We start from the raw sequence: 20,530 nt of genomic DNA, 5'->3' as shown, positions 1-20,530 counted from the left end.
TTATGAGTATTACCACACCAAAAATTATTATCATTGGCGGTGGTGCTGGCGGATTAGAGCTAGCTACCCAATTAGGCGACAAGCTAGGTAAAAAAAAGCATGCCGATATTCTACTGATTGATAAAAATCGCACCCATATTTGGAAACCGTTACTGCACGAAGTAGCGACCGGATCTATTGACCCCGATTTAGATGGTGTTGTCTATTCTGCTCATTCTGCTAAGCATCATTACTGTTTCCAACTAGGTACATTTTGTAATATTAACCAAAGTAATAAAACCATTACCCTCGCGCCACTTTATGACGAGTTAGGCCACACTATTTTACCCGAGCGCAGTGTAACTTATGATCATCTGGTTATTGCTGTAGGCAGCGTAAGTAACGACTTTAATACCCCAGGTATAAAAGAGCACTGCTACTTTTTAGATTCAAATCAACAAGCTGAGCGTTTTCAGCACTCATTACTAGACAGCTTTACTCGCCTTCACCAAGACGATAATCAACAACAATCGCTCAATATTGCTATTATTGGCGGCGGTGCCACGGGTGTAGAACTTTCAGCTGAGCTCTATCATGTCTCTGAGTTGTTAAAGCTATACGGCTTAACAAATATGTCATCTAAGCGTTTACATATTCATTTAATTGAAGCCGGCCCCCGTATTTTACCCGCCTTACCTGAACGCATTGCGACCAGTGCAAAACGCGAGCTATTAAAATTAGGCGTTAATGTACGTGAATATACACAAGTAAAAGAGGCTACCGAGCAAGGTGTTATTACCCAAAAAGACGAAATGATTAATGCTGATATTATGTTATGGGCCGCGGGTATAAAAGCACCTGACTTTATCAAGGACTTAGGTATTTTTGAGCTCACTCGCAGTAATCAAATACAAGTAAATCAATTTTTACAAAGCACGGTCGATGACAATATTTTTGTTTTAGGTGATTGCTGCGCCTTTACCCAACCAGATGGCAAACAAGTACCGCCGCGCGCGCAATCGGCGCACCAAATGGCGCAATGTATTGAAAAAAACTTGCTTGCGACGTTAAAAAATCGCCCTCTTTGTGCCTTTGAATATAACGACCATGGCTCACTAGTTAACCTGTCGCGCTATGGCACCGTAGGGAATTTAATGGGCAACCTGACCAGCAATAGCTTTTTTATTGAAGGTATAATTGCTCGCTTTATGTATCTTTCATTATATCGCATGCATCAGCGCGCTATTCACGGCAGTGCTAAAACCATTGCCTTGTGGATCAGCGAAAAAATATTGCGCGTCGTGCGACCAAAAATGAAGTTACATTAAGGTTATTTTAAAATTCCCTAAACGTTAACTAAACCTAAAGCAGCTTCTAAATAATGCCGCGGTAACTTGATTACTGCGGTATTAATGCTTAGTTAATACTTAACTACGTACCTCAGCTTTCTCCTGTTTTAACCAACCTGCTAAGCCACTGCCCCCACTTTATTCCTTGCCAAAGTTTTTCTGTTAACCTGATAAAACTCTGACATTCAATGTTTTTATGATTATTACTGTCAGGTAAAAGTCATTTGGTTTTTATGGTGGTTATCATTTCTCATAAACAATGTAAAGTAGCCGCCATGAGTCAGACAGCAGCAATGCATCGGCTCTATAGTATTAAAATCAACACACGATTTATAGATACTGATTTTTCAGTACACCATATTAGGATTAAAAAATGACTCTGTCTGTAAATGAAAATAATGCAACTAAACTAGCTCAAGAGCCGAGTATTCAACTGTTTAAAGCGGGTACGTTTAAGTTAAACGATCTAGCGGGCTTACTTGAAGTTAATAACCTAAAAAGTCAGATGGCAGAAGTGACTGTCACCGATAATTCAAATGGCTTAACCGTAGGCTTTTTTGCCATGCAACCTGGCGTTGAGTTCGAATTTGTTTATGAATTTGTCGAATATAAAGTCATCACCAAAGGCAAGATTGTGATGCGCGACTTACAAGGTAACAAATATGTAGCAGAAGTAGGTGACGTTGTTCTATTCACCCCTAATGTTACCGTTATATTTGATGCCGAAAGTGATGGTGAAGCCGTTTATACCGCACACCGCACCGCAGATAGCATGTTTACACCTAAATAACTTTTATTAATTTTTCTGAGGAATACACTATGAGCATATATACACATACAACACTTGGCACTAACGACTTAAACAAAGCCCGCGCCTTCTACGACACCGTTTTAAGCACCATTGGTCTTAAGCGCATTGCCGATTTAGATGACAATGGTTCAATTTGGGGCATAGACGCACCTTCATTCTTTGTACTTAAGCCAGCGAATGGCCAGCCTGCAACTGTGGGTAACGGTACTATGGTTAGCTTTGAAGCACCTAATCGTGCAGCTATCGACGCATTTCACGCAGCAGCTTTAGCAGCGGGTTGTCCTGATGAAGGCGCACCGGGTACTCGCGATTGGGCTCCTCATGCCTATGCAGCTTACACACGTGATTTAGATGGTAACAAACTTGCTGTGTACTGCTTTAAAGCAGCGTAATGACGCGGTAACGCACCTAGCAAAACTAAAAAACACCTATTAATAGGTGTTTTTTAGTTTTATAGACCATAAAGGTAGAGAATATATGTCAGCTTTTAGCTGATCAGTTGACCTTAAGAAAAAGCCAGCTGCCGTCAGCACTGTAGTCATACCAATACAATTATGTGAACGACTGCAATGCCGGGAATAGCTGCACTTTTTATTTGACGCCTCTACGACTGCGCATATGGCTTAGTTGTCTGTCAAGATCAAATAGATTGAACACTGTAAACAGCCTCAATATCTATTGATGTTAACTATATTCGTATCAAAGTGAACATAAATGCGCCTTGTTTTGAGTACTCATTTAGGTCAGTAGTGCGCTCACAGAAGCTATGAAGTAAATACATTATTACGTCTGATTTTTTAAATGCTTAAAGTTTTTTAGGGTAATAAACTTAAATGTAATTGGGCGGCACCGCACTGATGCTAAATACTTTAAATAGCTGTGATTAACATTATATCTACTACAATTCAGACTTTATTTGACCAACTTTCAATAACAAATTAACCTATTAAATTTAAAAACAACTCATTAATCAGCACATTCAGTGCAACAGACAATTTCTGTACTTCAATATCTGTTACTCTTCCCGCATTAGTTTCTATTTTAGCCAAAGTACTTCTACTAATTTGCCAATCAATAAGGTTGCACTTAGCTACAAGTTGCTCTTGAGTCCAACCTTTAGTCTCACGAATTGTCCTTACGTTTTTACCAACAATATTCATAACTTTTCTTGCTCTGATATCGGAGCTTGATTGTCACAAATAAAAAAGCCTAAAACTGCTCCGCCATCGGAGCGATGTGTTTTATTGAAAATTGATGTTTTAGTGGTTCAAATAATTGTTGCGCCCAACTTTGATAACTTCACCACGAGCGAAGTCAGATCATCATATATTACGTTAAAAAATGATGATTCTTTAGATCCTGTTAAACTCAGAAAAAAGCTTTATGCAGAACTTTTAAAACTGGTGAAAAAAGGTTGGCTGAAAAAGAAGTCTTCAAATATTAAAGCGGATCTCAATGCTCTTTTTTACTTTGCTAGGCATTTAGATTTTTCTGAAGGGTATCAAGAAGCATATGACTTAGAGTATAAGGAGTGCTAGATTCCATGCTGATAACAAAAAAGAGATAACTTCTAACTTTTTACATATTTTCAGTAAATGTAATTTTATTGATAACTTGTTGAGTAGTTTGTATTTTCTTAATTTCATCGATTTTGCTGAAGAAATTGTCAAATTATATGATTTAGAAGGTGTAATTGTGTCTCTAGATAAATTTCGAACAAGAGCTGCATTTGCTAAATCAGATATTTGTGGGTATTGAAAATATAACAAGAATTTAAAATGGGACTTGCTGTTTGCTCGGTTTCGCTTCGCTACACATTTTAGCAAACAATTATCAGCCGCTTTAATGGGCGCTACCAATGTCCACTGTTGGCACAAATGCGACTATCAGAGAAAATTGAGTCATTAATAAGCTCAAATCAACGTTTTAATCTCTAAAGTGATAGCTTCTTGTTAAGTTAAGAAAAGGATAGAACTTGGTTTCATGTTGGCAGTCTGTTGATCGTGCGCTTTACGTCCTAAGACACTTTACTCTTAGGCGTTATAGCCATATTTGAGCCTGTTTACGGTATTTTTAATTAATTCACGGCCAGCTATTGTATCTATAAATGTTAAAGGTTTTTTAGAGTCGAATTGGAGTGACGAGGTATTTAACCAAATATTAAAACGTTCTATATTTTCAAAGTAATCAAGACAAAAAGAGCAGACTTTTGCAATTTCAAATGCATTTTCACTTAAAGTGGTATTTAAGGGCTTTAATTCTTTTTTATAGCGTACATATGAGCTCTTGCTAGTTCTAATAGCTGAAGAAAATGCTCGTATATCCCAGCCTAACTCTATCCTTAAACGTTCAGCATTTTTGATATCTACACCTTGATGTATAAAGTTAATTTGTTCTAGATGACTAGATTTTTCACTGATATTTCTATTGCTTAAAATCTCTGTAAGGTCTATTTGTTTATGAATTTCAGAGAAGTTATACATAGCAACACCTCAAATTAAGTTATGTTTCCTCGTGTAACTGAAATCGATGTTACCTGTAGAGGTCTACTTGAGATAAATTCTAGCGTATTTACCTCAGCTCACTTAACCCTAAAGCAATAGCCTCTTGCTGAAAGCGGCCTGATATATTAATTATTCGCTCATAGGCACCGGTTAAAAAATGTTCCTCTGTCGCTTCAGGTCTATTGCCCATAGCTGGCTGCTCAAAAAAGTCAGCAAAGTTATTAAAATCAAACTGAGCTTTGGAAGGTTTTTTACTTTGTTTATTAAAAGTAATATTGCTTGAGTCTGTATCTGCGGTGTTTTTTCCAGCAGGAGTTTCAATTTTTTCAAACTTAACTACATCAGCTTCCAATGGAACATCTTGATTAACTCTATACGCGTATTCTAAAAGCTTAGGTTCGGCGGGCATGTACATAATAGCTTCTTGGTTCTTAGAGTTTGTTACCCTCAGTATGCGGCCCAATATTTGCCTAAAATGCATTTCTGTTTTTATGTTTGTAAGGTGGCAGCAAACCTGTAAACGAGGGATGTTTGTACCTTCGCTAATCATACCAACAGAAATAATCCACTTAGTTTGTGCATACCTAAACTGCTGAATAATACTTGTAGGTTCATTTTCTCGGTAGGTTACAACAATGCTATCCTCGTCAAAGTAAGTTCGCATTAACTTAGAGATTTGATGGGCATGCTCAACAGACGATGCAACAATTAACCCCGCTGCATCGGGGTTTTTCAATCTAATTGAGATAAGCTTTTTTTGAGCGGAAGAAATTATGTATTTTACTACCGCTTCATTTTCAATAATTTCTTGATAAGAAACGCCAGAGTCGTTTAATAACGCTTTAAAGCAGTCAAATGTTTTGGTTTCAACGTCATCTACAACTGTAATGTGGTTATTATCAACAGCTACTATTTTTGGAACCCGACACACATTATCTACAATAGCCTCTGAAAGCCCGTAAACGTAGTCACACGCTATCTTGTTGTTAGGCTGCTGATAAGATGAAAGAACAATAGGAGCAGCATCAGAGCGCCAAGGTGTACCTGTTAAGGCTAATGTGCATTGTGCTTTATTATGAATGTTAAGAATTATCTGCTCACCCCATGCATTAGCATTGTCAATATTAGAGCCAGCACAATGATGAATTTCATCAAATATTACAAAAACACGATATCGTTCAAATAGCTGCCAAAAGTGCACATCTAAATACTGTAAGCTTTGATATGTTAAAGTTCTACCTTTAGCGCCAATAAGCCCATCAAATCGTTCATTCGTTTTTAGTTGCAAGCTTTCCTTAAAGTCTTGAGATACAATTGAAGACGGTGAAAAGCAAATAATCACATCGACCATATTATTTTTTAATAATTGATCGGCTAATTCCGAGGCCATCAAGGTCTTACCCGCCCCAGGAGTTGCCAAGGCTAAAAAGTGGCTATTGCCGTTCTGATATTGTGTAAGCGCTAAATTAATACACTCGGCTTGCCATAGTCTTAGTTTCATATTTTCTCTAATGCTTCGCTCTGCTTCAGTAAGCCTTCAATCGCTCTAATCTTGCCAAGTATTCTTGTATTGTTGTCTCTCGCTTTGTTGTACTGTGGCTGTAGTTCATCTACCAGTTCGGGCGACTCCAAATAAAGCTCTTTATATGCCTCAGATTCCCCCATATTCAATAATAGATCGGCTTTGTAATGATTTAACTTACTAAGTAACAGCGAGTGTTTATCACCTGCCTTTTCTGTGGCTTTAATGGGTACTGAGCTGGCTAAATGAGTAATTATCTCAACGTTAAAACTCTCTGTTTTATTGAATCGCGTAAATCCTTTTTTATTTGATACCACTTTTTTCAGCCAGCCTTTTTTAACAAGCTTGAGCAATTCAGCATATATACTTCGCCTAACTGCTGTAGGTACTAAAGAAGAGTCATTTTTTAGTGCTAAGTACGCCGAGCGTACATCACTTGTTGTAAAGTTATCAAAATTTGGTGCAACAATAATTTGAGCTACGAGAGGATCAAATTTCAAAGTAAATCCTAATAAACTTCTTATAATAATGGGTATTATAGGGCGTGGTAGTTAAGCGCTCAACATGAAAATCTAATCATTTTGCCTTGAGGGAAATCAGGTGAGTGATTTAGTTAAACATTTTGGTGAAAAGCTACGAGAAAAACGCAAAGAAGCAGGTTATTCGCAAGAAGGTTTTGCGGCCTATGTAGGTATAGAGCGCGGTAATTATGGAAAAATGGAAAGAGGTAATGTGAATATTAAGTTAGAGACATTATACAAGCTAGCTAATGCGTTAAATTGTGAATTTGAAGACATAATGCCACCAAGGTTGATGTATAAACTCAATTTAGATTAATTAAAATACATTCAAATTCTACGAGTTTTTATTAATTAAAAGCACGTATCAAAATTAATTCCGGATTTTTTGTACAATATGCATGCATATTATTATCGAACAATAGAAGAAAAGTCACCTTTCATGTATAATAATATTGGTCAATATATTATTTAATTCGAGCATTTTTCATGGCTAGTTCAACGCAAATAAAAGCACTTATGCAATCGCATATCGATAAAGATGACGATAGATTTTTATCTATTGCGCTTCAAGTTGCTGCGCATGAAGCAAGAAGTGGTCATGGCAAACTAGCACAGGAATTAAAACAGCTTATTGATAAGGCAAAAAAAAAGAGCCTTAATAATCTACCTGTTTCAATTGCAAGTGGTGTCAAAGATTCTACGGGACTGCTGACAACAAGCTATCCTAAGCTACGTTTTAATGATCTTATAGTTTCTGAAAGTGTTAAAGGCCGGTTAAATCGCTTAGTCAAAGAGCAAAAACATTTATCAACACTAAAAAATCATGGTTTATCACCAAGAAGAAAATTACTATTAGCAGGAAAACCAGGTACAGGTAAAACTTATACGGCATCTGTACTTGCAGGAGAATTAAATTTCCCTTTATTTGAAGTCCGCCTTGATGCGGTGATTACTAAATATTTAGGTGAATCTTCAGCTAAATTACGTCAAATATTTGATGCTATTAGAGATGTAAGAGGCGTATATTTCTTTGATGAATTTGACGCATTAGGCTCTCACCGAGGATCAAATAATGACGTAGGTGAAGCACGAAGAATCCTAAATAGCTTCTTACAGATGATTGAACAAGATGATTCTAGTAGTGTCATTGTTTGTGCTACTAATCATATTGAAGCCCTTGACCATGCACTATTTAGGCGCTTTGATGATGTCATTCGCTACGAATTGCCGTCAGAGAGTGAAATAGTTTCACTTTTCAAGTCTAGACTTCATCCTTATGTTGCTAAGAATTTCTCATGGAAAAAGTTAGCATTGAAGTCAGATGGTCTAAGTAATGCAGAAGTTACTCAAGCTGCTAATGACGCAATCAAGGAGATGTTGATTCATGATTATTCGTCGATCACTATCACTATGCTTCAAGAAGCAATTGAAGATAGAAAGAGTATTAGTCAGCATTTCGCAATGTAATAGGGAAATTTAATGGCGAATAAGATTTATAATAAACCTCATTTTTTTTTAGAATCATATGGTTCGGCGCAAAAATTTACTTCACCAAGTGGTGGTGGAGGCCCTTCTAAAATAATCCCAGCCCGAAACCGAATAGCCCATAGTGGTAAATTACGAGGTGATTTATCGACTGTTTCAATTCAATTAGATCAACTTAAAAATGAGTCATCAGAAACTCCATTAAAAATGGGTATAGGTATTCAAGTTGAATTTGAAAGCTTTCCTGATATTGAAATTGCAGTGGAAAGCCTTGCTAATGCGACTCAAGGAATTGAACTTTATAACGTAAAGACAATCACCCATGATAATCAAATAAAAACTATTGCTACAGTTTTTATTCCAGATGGAAAGCTCCATCATTTTGAACAAAAAATTACCGATTATTTAAATAAGAAAAAGAACAAACATAAAAAACCTTTAGACAATCAGAAATTAATTGATTCAATACAGTCAATCCGAACTGCGGCATTTGCCGCTATTTGGTCTGATGATGACTCCTTATTACCAGATGATAAAGATGAATCTATTTGGTGGGAAGTATGGGTATCTACTCCGAAAAAAAGAAAAGAATCAATAAACTACTATAAAGAAATTATTGCTGATTTCACGTTAATAGCTAACGAGCTTAAAATTGAGGTTTCTCAACATAAGCTAAGATTTCCCGAACATACTGTTATTCAAGTTAAAGCGACTCAAAATCAACTAGCAAATAATACCTTACTACTAAGCCGAGTTGCTGAAATTCGCGCACCAAAAACCACAGCTGATTTTTTTGACTCTGCCCCCCATGAAGAACAAGAGCAATGGACAGAAGATTTATTGCAACGTCTAAGCGTGAATAACAGTGGTACTGAGCCTTACATTTGCGTGTTAGATACAGGCGTAAATGTAGAGCATCCTTTGTTGTCTCCTTTTGCAGGTCTTAATGATCAATTAACGGTTACTGATAACGGAGACGCTACGGATATTAATGGTCATGGCACAGAAATGGCTGGGCTTGCTATGTGGGGGGATTTAACCGATATACTTGGTTCTAATGATGTAGCAACTATTAATCATAAATTTGAATCAATTAAAGTTTTAGATCGTAGTGGTGATAATGAAGACAAGTCTCTAGGTTTAATAACTGCTAATGCGATTGCAACAGCAGAATTTGCAAATATTGAACGAAGCCGTATATTTTCAATGTCACTTTCAGCTAATACTGGGACAGACGGAGGCAGGCCTTCATCTTGGTCAAGTACGCTAGATTCATTAGCTGTAGATTATTTAGGGGAAGGAAAAAACCCTCGTTTATTTACTATATGCGCAGGTAATGTTCCGTTTGATTCTGATATGGAATACCCCGATACTAATCAACTACAAGATATTCATGACCCTGCTCAATCTTGGAATTCTATTACAGTTGGTGCTTATACCAATAAAGTGACTATTACAGAGTCCTGTGATTATCAACCATTAGCAAAAGTGGGGGGATTATCACCTTATAGTACGACTTCTCTTGTATGGGATAGAAAAAACGCCCCCATAAAACCCGAGATTGTTTTTGAAGGGGGAAATATTGGTAAAGATCAATATGGGTGTGCAGGAATGCAAGACTTACACTTACTTACTACTTTCCATGATTTCTCTCAACGGAACTTCCAAACCAGTAATGCTACAAGTGCAGCTACAGCGCTTGCCGCCCGCTTTACTGCGCAAGTAAAAGCCGAACACCCTGACTTGTGGCCTGAGACTATTCGGGCTTTAACTGTCCACTCCGCGGATTGGACAGATGAAATGTATCAATTAATAAATACAGGGCGCTCCAATAAAGCAATTAGAAAAAGTGATATGAGTAACTTAACTCGCATGGTTGGCTTTGGTGTGCCCAATTTAGAAAGGGCAGTTAAAAGTGCCAGCAACTCTCTTTCGTTAGTTATACAAGATGAATTACAACCGTTTTATAAGGATGGTAACGTTAAAACAAAGGATATGCATTTACATGATTTACCATGGCCGAAAGATACGTTACAAACAATAGGTGAGGCAGATGTTGAACTAACTGTAACGCTTTCTTACTTTGTTGAACCAAATCCATCAAGCCGTAATACTTTAAATAAATATAGCTACGCCAGTCATCAATTGCGCTTTGATGTAAAACGGCATGAAGAATCTTCTGCTGCATTTCAAAGTCGTATTAATGCAGCTGCGGAGGGGGGCAGACCAGATGACTCTCCGAGTGACTCTAATTGGACTTTAGGGGCTGATAACCGACATAGAGGCTCTATTCATAAAGACATTTGGAAAGGCAGTGCAGCAGAGCTTGCAGAGCGAGGACAAATTGCTATTTATCCTGCCAGTGGTTGGTGGAAAACTCGTACTTCACATGAGCGTTGGGATTCAAAAGCAAGATACTCTTTAATTGTTACTCTTTCAGTGCCTGAAGTAGATATAGATATTTATTCTGAAGTAGAAACTAAAGTAGAAGCTACTCTTCTAGCAAGTTCCGCGGTTGACGTTCAGGTTTAACAGTGTCTATCAATTAAGTTTACATGGCTTAATTGACATAACCCAAGAAAAACTTAGTTAAACTTTTTGAACCTTTCACTAAATAGTATGCTTAATTAGTATGTGTACTATTAAAATTTATTTGTTTATCAATGCAATTCTATTTCATAGTATGTTTTTAGAGGTACTAATTGCGTGTCTGCGTTCTCAGAGCGATCTCCGAGGCTGGCTGCCCAACTAACTATTTTTGTTACTTCTGGGCGTTTAACGTTCCATAGTTGGTCGTGTTCTTGTTGTAATTGTAAGTAACCTTCGCGGGTAACTAAATTTGTTTTCATGGTGAATTCTTTATTAGCTCTAATGGTGTGCACGTTATTAAATTTGCCAAAACTTGTCGAGCGTAAAATGTAATAAAGTACGAGTAAGTAAGCTTTGAAATGTTCAGTAACAATCTAAGCAAGTAATTAGTTTTTGATTATTAAGTTTTTCATTTATATTAACTAGTAATTGGATATAAAAATAAGAAAGAGATTATGGGACACGAAACCACAAAAGTATTAGTTGTTGATGACGATATGCGCTTACGCAGTTTGCTTGAACGTTATTTAGTAGAGCAAGGCTTTATTGTTAGAACCGCAGGAAACTCGGAGCAAATGGATAGACTCCTAGAGCGAGAAAACTTTCACTTAATGGTTCTCGATTTAATGCTCCCAGGCGAAGATGGCTTATCTATTTGCCGCCGTTTACGCCAAAAAGAAAATGAAATTCCTATTGTTATGCTTACTGCAAAGGGCGACGAAGTAGATCGCATTATTGGTCTTGAACTTGGCGCTGACGATTACATTCCAAAACCATTTAACCCACGTGAGCTACTTGCTCGCATAAAAGCAATTTTACGTCGCCGAGCAAAAGAAGTGCCAGGCGCACCTGCTGCTGAAGAAAACTTAATCGCTTTTGGTAAATTTACGCTTAATTTAGCAACGCGCGAAATGAGTGAAGGGGATAAAACAATATCGCTTACCAGTGGTGAGTTTGCAGTGCTTAAAGCGCTTGTTTCGCATCCACGTGAGCCACTTAGCCGCGATAAGCTAATGAACTTAGCGCGTGGCCGCGATTACAGTGCGCTTGAGCGAAGCATTGATGTGCAAGTGTCGAGACTTCGCCGCATGATTGAAGTAGATGCTGCCAATCCGCGATATATTCAAACCGTTTGGGGTTTGGGGTATGTGTTTGTTCCCGACGGTGAAAAGTAATATTTATGGGCATGTTTCCGCGCAGTGCTTTTGGACAAACTGTTTTTTTAGTGGCGGCTCTGCTGCTCATAAATCAAATAGTGTCTTATGTTACGGTTAGTTTTTATGTTGTAAAACCAACCATTGAGCAAGTTAACTTGATGCTTGCTAAGCAAATTAAAACAGTATTTATTGACTGGGAAGATGGCGTTGAAATAAACGACGAAGTATCTGCAAAGTTTTTTGAAATTACCGGCATTGAAGTCATGACGCAGCGCGAAGCAATGCGCCAAGGGCTTGGGCAAAGCCGCGAATATTCTATGCTATCGCGTAGCATGACTGAGCAACTTGGTGGTTATTCTCGTGTACGTATTAGCCAAACTGATCCGTTGATTTATTGGGTTGAAGCACCGCAAGCGCCAGGTTATTGGGTAAAAGTACCGCTTAAAGGCTTTAAAGAGAACAACTTAGAGTTTTTAACTTTTTACTTATCAAGTATTGGCTTTTTAAGTGTGCTGGGTGGGTGGTTGTTTGCAAGGCACCTTAATAGACCATTAAAAGCACTGCAACAAGCTGCAGTGAAAGTGGGTAAAGGCGACTTTTCTACCAAGTTAGAAGAACAAGGCTCAACAGAAGTAATAGAAGTAACGCGCGCGTTTAACCAAATGTCGCGCGGAATTGCCGCACTTGAAAACGACCGCCGTTTACTAATGGCCGGTGTATCTCATGATTTACGTACGCCGCTTACGCGTATTCGTTTAGCTACCGAAATGATGGTTGATGAAGACGACTATCTCCGTGAAGGTATTATTTACGATATAGAAGACATGAACGGGATTATTGATCAGTTTATTGAGTATCTACGCCACCATAAACGTGAAGAACTAAGTTGCGAAGATATCAATGCTTTAGTTGCCGAGGTTGTCAATTCTGAGCTTCAGCATCAACGTACTATTACGTTTAAAAGTAATCCAAATATAGGCAATATACCGTTAAGCTCTGTGGCTATTAAACGTGTAATTACCAACATGATTGGTAATGCGCTGCGTTATTCTGAGGGCGATATTGAAGTACTTAGCTACTTTAATTCAAACAAAAAGTATGTAGTTATCGCTGTAAACGATAATGGCCCCGGCATTCCTGAAAACGAACTAGAGTCTGTTTTTGAGCCTTTTAAACAAGGCGATGCTGCACGAGGAAGTGAAGGCAGTGGCCTAGGCCTTGCTATTATTAAACGCATTGTTGATATGCACGACGGTAAAGTAAAGCTAGAAAACCGCCCAGAAGGCGGTTTAAGTGCACAAGTATATTTGCCAATAAAGGTATCAACCCCTGCATAGTAAATGCAGGGGGCCCATTATATTAAAGTGCTTTAAAACGAATAGCTGTACCGCCACTAGTGGCTAATTTAAGCGTTAGTTTATCGCTTGCAGTTACAACACGTTTTTCGATAGCTAGATCGTACGGATTGTTTTTCCACTCTGCGCTTTTACCATCTTTATAAATTTGTGCTTCAAACTTTTTGCCTTGCTCTAAAAAGTCGAGTTTTACCTCAATTGTTCTGGCTTTTTCGTCAGTAACAGCACCTAAGTACCAATCATTTCCTGAGTATTTAGTGCTTTTACGTTCTTTACGAGCGAATACAATAAAGTCGCCTACTTCACCATCAATAGCAATACTTTGCTGCCAATCTGTTGGTACGTCTTGAATGAATTGAAACGCATCGGGCTTAGCCAAATAGTTTTTAGGTAAGTCGGCAGCCATTTGAATTGGGCTATACAAAACAACATAAAGTGCAAGTTGTTTGGCAAGTGTAGTTTGTGGACGGTTTGTATCGCCTCCTAAACCATTAAAGCTCATATCAAAAATACCTGGCGTAAAGTCCATTGGTCCTGCAAGCATGCGGGTAAAAGCAAGCATTGGTACATGCTCTGGTGGGTTAGGTGGTGAACCCCATGCATTATACTCTTGTCCGCGTGCACCTTCGCGCGCAATCCAGTTTGGATAAGTACGGCGCAGGCCTGTATCTTTAATTGGCTCGTGAGTATTAATGCTAATTTTATGCTTAGCCGCAAGTTTTACGTTATAAAGGTATTCGTTAACCATAAACTGGCCGTCATGCCATTCGTGGCGAGCAATACCGTTTTTGTCTATACGTTTTATATTTCCGCCATCGGCTACATAACCTGTTTTTACTTGGCTTACGTTTGATTTTTCGTAAAGGGCAAAAGCATCTTCCATTTGGTCACGGTAGTTGCTTACATTGCCTGATGTTTCATGGTGGCCAATGAGCTGTACGCCTTTTTCTTTGCCGTATTGAGTCAGTGCTGCTATATCAAAGTCGTCGTACGGTTTGGTAAAGTTAAATACATCGCCATTAAAATACCAATCGCCATCCCAACCAATATTCCAGCCTTCAACGAGTACGCCATCAAAACCATACTGCGCTGCAAAATCCATATAGTATTTTGTGGTTTGCGTAGTGGCGCCGTGTTTTTTACCGCTACCCCAAGTTTGCGTGTTTATATGCATACCCCACCAAATACCCACGTATTTGCCAGGCTTAACCCACGACACGTCACCGAGTTTATTAGGCTCGTTTAGGTTTAGTATTATATCTGAATTAACTAAGCCAACAGCGCTGTCGGCTATTTGAATGGTGCGCCATGGTGTTTTAAAAGCACCTTGTTTTTTAACTGCAACACCATCTGACCACGGTGTTAAATCGGCAGTGAACGTACCAGAGCGGCGTTGATTAAGCACCATGCCTGCGTAATCAACAAGTGCGGCTTCATGAATACTAATATGAGTACCGTCACTTGTTTTAAACGTAAATGGTGTGTGAGCTAGTGGAGCTTCGTTAAGTGGGGTAGTGTTGTAAACATATTCGTAGCGGTTCCAGCCACGAGCAGGTATCCACCATGCTGTTGCATCATGGCTATTGTTTATTGCAAATTCAGTTAACTCTTTGGTTATTTCTGTATGTTCGAACCCGGCTTGTTGTGGTACTTCGTATCGAAAACCTACACCACTATCAAATGCTTTAAATCGAATAGTGTAGGTACCTTTATTTGGCTCGTTTTTTGTAAAGGTAACGGCTACTTCGTTATATTCGTCAACAACGTTTTGGCGTTCGCCCCAGGGTTGTTGCCACTGCGAGTTAACGCTTTGTTGTTCAATGCTTTTAATTTTAAAGCCGTCGCTAAAAGCTGCTTGTGTTTTAAATTCAAACCCCAGTAAAGATTTGTTTATAACCGCTTTGTTTTTAAATTTTATTGCGTAGCTTGGCGTGTTGTTTTCGTCAGAGATGCTTACTGTTATTTGTGTGTCTGGCGATTTTAGCTCTACGGTTTGTCCGTAGCTATTACTAGCAAAGGCTAAAAGCACAAGTGCTGGTATTCTCATGGTGTGTCCTTAGATGAGTCGGTGGTGACATCTAAGGATAATGACTGTTGATGATTAATACGACTGCTTACATACGTATTCAATGTTTTAAAAAATAGAAAGAATTTGGTGGCTTAATCGGTCTATAATGTAAACAAATTGATAATAGCGACAAGAAAATGATAAAAAGCTTACTTTGTGTATTTTTACTAAGTGTTAGTACTGGAGTTTTTGCAGCAAATATTACAATTAAAAATGCTAATAATGACCCATTACCTAATGCTGTTGTATGGCTAACTGCAGGAGACCCCTCTAGCGTTATTCCTCCAGAAGCACCTTATGCGATGACCCAGCAAAATCGAGAATTTAAGCCGCGTATTTTAGTTGTCCCGCAAAATGCAAAGGTAGAGTTTCCGAATGCGGACTCAATCATGCATCATGTTTATTCATTTTCTAAAGCCAAAACGTTCGAATTAAAGCTATATAAGGAGCACCCAAAAGCGCCCATTACTTTTGATCAAACGGGTGTTGTTGAGCTTGGCTGTAATATTCATGATTGGATGTTAGGTTATATTGTGGTGGTAGATAGTACTATTTTTGCAATCACTGATGAAAACGGGAATGTTGATTTAAATGCCAATGCAGGCGAATACACGTTAAGTGTTTGGCATTCTGGATTTAGTGATATTAGTAAGGTTGAATCTCAAACTATTACTGTGGCTACTAACCCGATCACTTATAAAGTAAAGCAGGAAATTGCGGAGCAAATTGATTTTGCTACGGATGAATTTGATGACTATTAATCGCTTAATAAGGCTGGCATTTTTAGCCGGTGCTTTATGTTTTAGTAATGCATTGTATGCACAAGTAAAAGGCTTGATACAAATTAGAGCCGTGCAGGGGGACGATATACGTAGCTTCCAAGAGGGCGGTCTTGGGCTATATCGGCACGATACTAAAAGCGACGAACTTATTTTATCCCAAGGTATTTTAGATTTTAATGTTGATTTAGCATCTAGTTGGTCGGCTCATGGGGTGTTAAATGCGAATCAAGATCCTGACGTTGGCCTTGGTTTTACGCAGGCTTATATAAAGTATCAGCCGCTATCTAACAGCAACTATAAATGGCACATGCGCGTGGGGGGCTTTTACCCACTTATGTCGCTTGAAAATCCTGATATAGGGTGGACTTCTCCTTATAACTATACAAACTCAGCTATTAATAGCTGGATAGGCGAGGAAGTACGCACTGTTGGCGCAGAGGTAACTATTAAGCGCCCAGCAAAACGTTTTAACAGCGCTCATAGCTTTAGTTTTGTAGGTGCTACATTTAAAGGCAATGATCCTGCCGGTACTTTACTTGCGTGGCGTGGTTTTGCATTACACGATAGACAAACTACATTTAACGAAAGTATTAAATTTGCGCCTATAGCGGCATTAAATGCATACGAATTACGTTGGCAGGCTAATCAGGTTTTACCGTTTGAAGAGGTAGACGGGCGTTTTGGCTATTACGCTGGCGTACATTGGGATTACTTAAAAAAATCACAATTTCGAATTTATTATTACAACAATAACGGTGACCCAACCACACTCAATATTAGTACAGGGCAGTATGCTTGGGATACTCGCTTTACAAGCGCTGCTTGGCTTTATAAGTTTAATAGTAAAACACGTTTAATAGCACAGGTACTTAATGGTAAAACTGAAATGGGCAGTAACGCATTAATTGATAATGCTTTTTATAGCCATTATTTAATGCTGAGCCATAAAGAAGGCAAACATCGAGTTTCAGTACGTTATGATTATTTTAAAGTTACTGACAACGACACAACCGCGTTTGACCCTAATGCCAGCAATGGGGAAGGCTTAACAGCAACATGGCGCTACCAGCTCACTAATAAACTACAAATAGGGGTTGAAGGTTCTGCACTTAAAAGTGTTGCAAAAAATAGAGAGCCAATTGGATTTAATGAACGAATCTCGCAGCAGCAAATAATGCTAAATGCGCAATGGCGTTTTTAAAAGTATAAAAAAGGGAGCATTTAAATGCTCCCTTTTTAGTTTAATAAAATTGGTATAGATTATACCAACCTGCATAAATCTTTGATCAATTTAACGAATTAAATTGCACTATAACGTCGTTAAAAATTTTTTATTTAGAACAACTAGATACAAAAATTTCTGCCTAGTTCTAGCGTAATTTTCTTAACGTTAAATAGACCCCATATATAAGCAGATTGGTATTATTTTTTATCGAATGCGCGTTTCATGTAGTTAGGTGTAGCGAGTGCACCATGGTGAATACCGTTGTTATAGTACTCGCTGTGCTGTGCAATATTTGCAGCTGCATCTTCTCTAAAACCGTCAAATGCTTGTGATTTACGTGCAAGTGTTACTGACCATAAACCGCTTGGGTAAATTGGTTGTGGAAATGGTAATGTTTGTAAATCGTTAAAGCCTACGCTTAACATTGCTTCGCGCATTTCAACTAATAATGGCATGTGCATAAGTGGTGATTCGCTTTGTTGTACTAAAATACCACCTGGGCGCAGTGCATCTAAACAGCTTGTGTAAAACGCATGATTAAATAAACCCTCACCTGGACCTACCGGATCTGTGCCATCAACAATCACTACGTCGATAGATTCGCCAGCGGCTTCGCGCATGTATTTAATACCGTCGTCAAACATAACAGTTGCACGGGCGTCGTTATTAGATTCACAAAGCTCTGGGAAGTATTTTAACGACATTTGCGTTACTACTTCGTCGATATCTATTTGCGTTACAGTTTCTACGCCTGGGTGTTTTAATACTTCGCGTAAAGTACCGCAGTCGCCGCCGCCAATAATAACGACGTTTTTAGGGTTTGGATGCGCTAAAAGTGCAGGGTGGCTGATCATCTCATGATAAAAGAAGTTTTCGCGGGTTGTTACCATAGTACACCCGTCGATGATCATTAAATTACCAAAGTCTGTGGTTTCAAACATTTCTACCTTTTGAAAAGGAGACTGTTTTTCATCTAACTTTTTATTAATACGTAATGAAAATGCGCTGCCATCGCGGTCGCTAATTTCAGTAAACCACTTACTTTGATCTAAATTTGCCATAGTTACTATTACACTTTTTAGGTTGAGTATGAAAAAGGGGCAATTCTGCCAGTGCTTGGCGTTTTGCTCAATGACATTTTAACTGATTTGACGAATAAAGTTAGTTAGGAGTGAGTGAAAGTTCAATTTTTGTTAGCCTAGTGGATAGTGACGTATTAAAATGCGCCTTTATACCTAATTGACTAAAGAAGAGTTGCCATGACCTGGGGTTTAGAAACAGCACGCGCCACTTATAACGTTGCTCATTGGAGTGATGGTTATTTTGATATTAACGCACAAGGCGAACTGGTGGCTTACCCAGATGGCGACCAAACAAAACCGGCCATTTCTTTAACGCAATTAACTGAGCAGTTTAAGCAACAAGGTTTAACGCTGCCGGTTTTAGTACGCTTTACCGATATTTTAAAAAATCGTGTAGACACCCTTACTAACGCGTTTACGCAAGCGCGAGCAAATCGTGAATATAACGGAAAATACACCTGTGTTTACCCAATTAAAGTAAATCAGCAACGTTCTGTAGTAAGTAAACTATTAGCGCATCCAAGCGGGCTTGTTGGCCTAGAAGCAGGCTCAAAGCCAGAACTTATGGCTATTTTGGGTGTAGCAAAAGAGCCAATCACAATAGTGTGTAACGGCTATAAAGACAGTGAGTTTTTACGCCTAGCGTGTATTGGTCAAGCAATGGGCCACAGCGTAAAAATTGTGGTAGAAAAGCTTTCAGAACTGACCACACTACTTGAAGAAATAGACAACCTAGGCATTGAACCGGCTATTGGTATTCGCATTCGCCTAAACTCAGTAGGCAAAGGCAAGTGGCAAAACACGGGCGGCGAAAAAGGCAAGTTTGGTTTAACAGCAGGCCAAGTACTAAGTGCTGTTGAAGTGCTTAAAAAGCATAATAAGCTGCACTTAATGCAAATGGTGCATTTTCATATTGGTTCTCAAATTGCCAATATTCGTGATATTCACCGTGCTTTACGTGAATGTGCACGCCACTTTGCTGAGCTTACACAATTAAACGTACCGTTAAATACCGTTGATGTGGGCGGCGGCTTAGGTGTTGATTACGAGGGCTCTGGCTCGCGTAGTGCATGTTCAATGAATTACACCGTAGAAGAGTATGCGCGTAACGTAGTGAATGCATTTGCAGAAGTGTGCGATCAGCATAACCTTACGCATCCGGCCATTATCACCGAGTCGGGGCGTGCTTTAACTGCTCACCATGCGGTATTAATTACCGATGTAATTGACGTAGAAAAAGCGCCTAATCATTTAAATCCAGAGCCACCGCTTGAAAATAGCGCATTAGTGCTTGATGAAATGTGGCAGTGTTTACAGCGTTTAAACCCGCGTATGGCATTAGAGATCTATCACGACGCTATGCACTTATTTAGCGAAGCGCACGATCAGTACGTGCATGGCTTAGTAAGCATGCTAGAGTGGGCGAAAATAGAGCAGCTTTACTTTACTATTTTACATCGTGTGCGGGCATCGCTTAGTAATAACGCGCGCGCGCACCGTGAAGTACTCGACGATTTAAACGAAAAGCTTGCTGATAAACTCTTTGTTAACTTTTCATTATTTCAGTCGTTGCCTGATGTATGGGGTATTCAGCAGTTGTTTCCTGTTATGCCAATCGAAAACTTAACTCAGCCACTGACTCAGCGCGCGATTATTCAAGATATTACCTGCGATTCTGACGGGCAGATTCGTGAATACGTTGAAGGCGCTGGTATCGAAACCAGCCTACCAATACCAGAATATAAGCATGGCGAGCAATACCACATTGCTATGTTTATGGTAGGCGCGTATCAAGAGATTTTAGGTGATTTACATAACCTATTTGGTGACACTGATTCGGTGCACGTAGAGCTTAACGACGAAGGTTATGTGTTAACCAATGCTATAAAAGGTGATAGCGTTAAGGATGTATTAAAGTTTGTTGACTATGATAGCGCCATTTTAGCTGACAACTTTGCGTACCAAGTTAATAAACTTGATGTATCGACGCAGTGTAAAGAAGGTTATTTAGCTGAGCTTAATGCAGGCCTTGAAGGCTATACCTATTTTGAAGATTAATTTGTAAGCAACTGAAAGCGCAGTATTAGTGGCTGCGCAATGT

General features: G+C 38.8%; 18 protein-coding genes and 1 pseudogene. 12 read left to right on the top strand and 7 right to left on the bottom strand.

Annotation, left to right across the window (positions count from 1 at the left end):
* The first annotated feature begins 2 nt into the window (after window positions 1–2).
* From L659_RS0117630 to L659_RS0117620, 3 genes are all read left to right on the top strand, one after another.
* Complete coding sequence (locus tag L659_RS0117630; protein WP_024591394.1) at window positions 3–1,307, top strand: NAD(P)/FAD-dependent oxidoreductase; 1,305 nt, start codon at window positions 3–5, stop codon at window positions 1,305–1,307.
* A 394-nt stretch (window positions 1,308–1,701) separates the two neighbouring features.
* Complete coding sequence (locus tag L659_RS0117625) at window positions 1,702–2,118, top strand: hypothetical protein (RefSeq protein WP_024591393.1); 417 nt, start codon at window positions 1,702–1,704, stop codon at window positions 2,116–2,118.
* 29 nt (window positions 2,119–2,147) lie between these two features.
* A complete protein-coding gene (locus tag L659_RS0117620) occupies window positions 2,148–2,531 on the top strand; it encodes a VOC family protein (RefSeq protein ID WP_024591392.1) in 384 nt (127 codons plus the stop codon).
* 546 nt (window positions 2,532–3,077) lie between these two features.
* Here L659_RS0117620 and L659_RS0117615 read toward each other — a convergent pair.
* Window positions 3,078–3,299: a helix-turn-helix domain-containing protein gene (locus L659_RS0117615; RefSeq protein WP_024591391.1), complete on the bottom strand. Its 222-nt coding sequence runs from the start codon at window positions 3,297–3,299 to the stop codon at window positions 3,078–3,080.
* Between the two features lie 30 nt (window positions 3,300–3,329).
* Here L659_RS0117615 and L659_RS1000000123950 point away from each other — a divergent pair, with 30 nt between their 5' ends.
* Window positions 3,330–3,677 (top strand): hypothetical protein, encoded by a 348-nt coding sequence (locus tag L659_RS1000000123950; RefSeq protein WP_024591390.1) that lies wholly within the window; start codon window positions 3,330–3,332, stop codon window positions 3,675–3,677.
* A 495-nt stretch (window positions 3,678–4,172) separates the two neighbouring features.
* Here the strand turns inward: L659_RS1000000123950 and L659_RS0117605 are convergent, their stop codons facing one another.
* From L659_RS0117605 to L659_RS0117595, 3 genes are all read right to left on the bottom strand, one after another.
* Window positions 4,173–4,622, bottom strand: coding sequence for an antitoxin Xre/MbcA/ParS toxin-binding domain-containing protein (locus L659_RS0117605; protein ID WP_024591389.1), 450 nt, complete (start codon window positions 4,620–4,622; stop codon window positions 4,173–4,175).
* A gap of 88 nt (window positions 4,623–4,710) precedes the next feature.
* Complete coding sequence (locus L659_RS0117600) at window positions 4,711–6,144, bottom strand: DEAD/DEAH box helicase (protein ID WP_024591388.1); 1,434 nt, start codon at window positions 6,142–6,144, stop codon at window positions 4,711–4,713.
* Window positions 6,141–6,665 carry a hypothetical protein gene (locus L659_RS0117595; RefSeq protein WP_024591387.1) on the bottom strand — a complete coding sequence of 175 codons (525 nt, stop codon included), beginning with the start codon at window positions 6,663–6,665 and terminating at the stop codon, window positions 6,141–6,143. Before L659_RS0117595 ends, L659_RS0117600 begins: the two co-directional genes overlap by 4 nt.
* A 100-nt stretch (window positions 6,666–6,765) precedes the next feature.
* Here L659_RS0117595 and L659_RS0117590 point away from each other — a divergent pair, with 100 nt between their 5' ends.
* The 3 genes from L659_RS0117590 (at window position 6,766) to L659_RS0117580 (ending at window position 10,703) form a co-directional block, all read left to right on the top strand.
* A complete protein-coding gene (locus L659_RS0117590; RefSeq protein ID WP_024591386.1) occupies window positions 6,766–7,002 on the top strand; it encodes a helix-turn-helix domain-containing protein in 237 nt (78 codons plus the stop codon).
* Between the two features lie 170 nt (window positions 7,003–7,172).
* On the top strand, window positions 7,173–8,153 hold the full coding sequence (locus L659_RS0117585) for an AAA family ATPase (protein ID WP_024591385.1): 981 nt from the start codon (window positions 7,173–7,175) through the stop codon (window positions 8,151–8,153).
* A gap of 12 nt (window positions 8,154–8,165) precedes the next feature.
* Window positions 8,166–10,703, top strand: coding sequence for a S8 family peptidase (locus tag L659_RS0117580; protein ID WP_024591384.1), 2,538 nt, complete (start codon window positions 8,166–8,168; stop codon window positions 10,701–10,703).
* A gap of 170 nt (window positions 10,704–10,873) precedes the next feature.
* Here L659_RS0117580 and L659_RS0117575 read toward each other — a convergent pair.
* Window positions 10,874–11,020, bottom strand: a pseudogene (locus tag L659_RS0117575) (transcription elongation factor GreB); the annotation flags it as partial.
* A 195-nt stretch (window positions 11,021–11,215) separates the two neighbouring features.
* Between L659_RS0117575 and ompR the strand changes: the two are divergent.
* Together ompR and envZ are read left to right on the top strand one after the other, a co-directional pair.
* Window positions 11,216–11,935: an osmolarity response regulator transcription factor OmpR gene (gene ompR, locus L659_RS0117570; protein WP_002959552.1), complete on the top strand. Its 720-nt coding sequence runs from the start codon at window positions 11,216–11,218 to the stop codon at window positions 11,933–11,935.
* A 5-nt stretch (window positions 11,936–11,940) separates the two neighbouring features.
* Complete coding sequence (gene envZ, locus L659_RS0117565) at window positions 11,941–13,254, top strand: two-component system sensor histidine kinase EnvZ (RefSeq protein ID WP_007584979.1); 1,314 nt, start codon at window positions 11,941–11,943, stop codon at window positions 13,252–13,254.
* Window positions 13,255–13,276: 22 nt separating this feature from the next.
* Here envZ and L659_RS0117560 read toward each other — a convergent pair whose 3' ends face one another.
* Window positions 13,277–15,319, bottom strand: coding sequence for a glycoside hydrolase family 97 protein (locus L659_RS0117560; RefSeq protein ID WP_024591382.1), 2,043 nt, complete (start codon window positions 15,317–15,319; stop codon window positions 13,277–13,279).
* A gap of 158 nt (window positions 15,320–15,477) precedes the next feature.
* On the opposite strand from L659_RS0117560, the gene L659_RS0117555 reads away from it, so the two are divergent.
* On the top strand, window positions 15,478–16,101 hold the full coding sequence (locus tag L659_RS0117555; RefSeq protein ID WP_024591381.1) for a plastocyanin: 624 nt from the start codon (window positions 15,478–15,480) through the stop codon (window positions 16,099–16,101).
* Window positions 16,091–17,323 carry a hypothetical protein gene (locus tag L659_RS0117550; RefSeq protein ID WP_024591380.1) on the top strand — a complete coding sequence of 411 codons (1,233 nt, stop codon included), beginning with the start codon at window positions 16,091–16,093 and terminating at the stop codon, window positions 17,321–17,323. Before L659_RS0117555 ends, L659_RS0117550 begins: the two co-directional genes overlap by 11 nt.
* Window positions 17,324–17,544: 221 nt before the next feature.
* Here L659_RS0117550 and speE read toward each other — a convergent pair whose 3' ends face one another.
* Window positions 17,545–18,408: a polyamine aminopropyltransferase gene (gene speE / locus L659_RS0117545; protein ID WP_007584590.1), complete on the bottom strand. Its 864-nt coding sequence runs from the start codon at window positions 18,406–18,408 to the stop codon at window positions 17,545–17,547.
* Window positions 18,409–18,606: 198 nt separating this feature from the next.
* Here speE and speA point away from each other — a divergent pair, with 198 nt between their 5' ends.
* Entirely contained in the window at window positions 18,607–20,487 is a 1,881-nt protein-coding gene (gene speA / locus L659_RS0117540) for a biosynthetic arginine decarboxylase (protein ID WP_024591379.1), read from the top strand.
* The last annotated feature ends 43 nt before the right edge of the window (window positions 20,488–20,530 follow it).

The organism is Pseudoalteromonas sp. S8-8, assembly GCF_000497875.1.
Lineage (GTDB): Bacteria > Pseudomonadota > Gammaproteobacteria > Enterobacterales > Alteromonadaceae > Pseudoalteromonas > Pseudoalteromonas arctica.
This window is presented reverse-complemented; position numbering and strand designations above follow the sequence as displayed.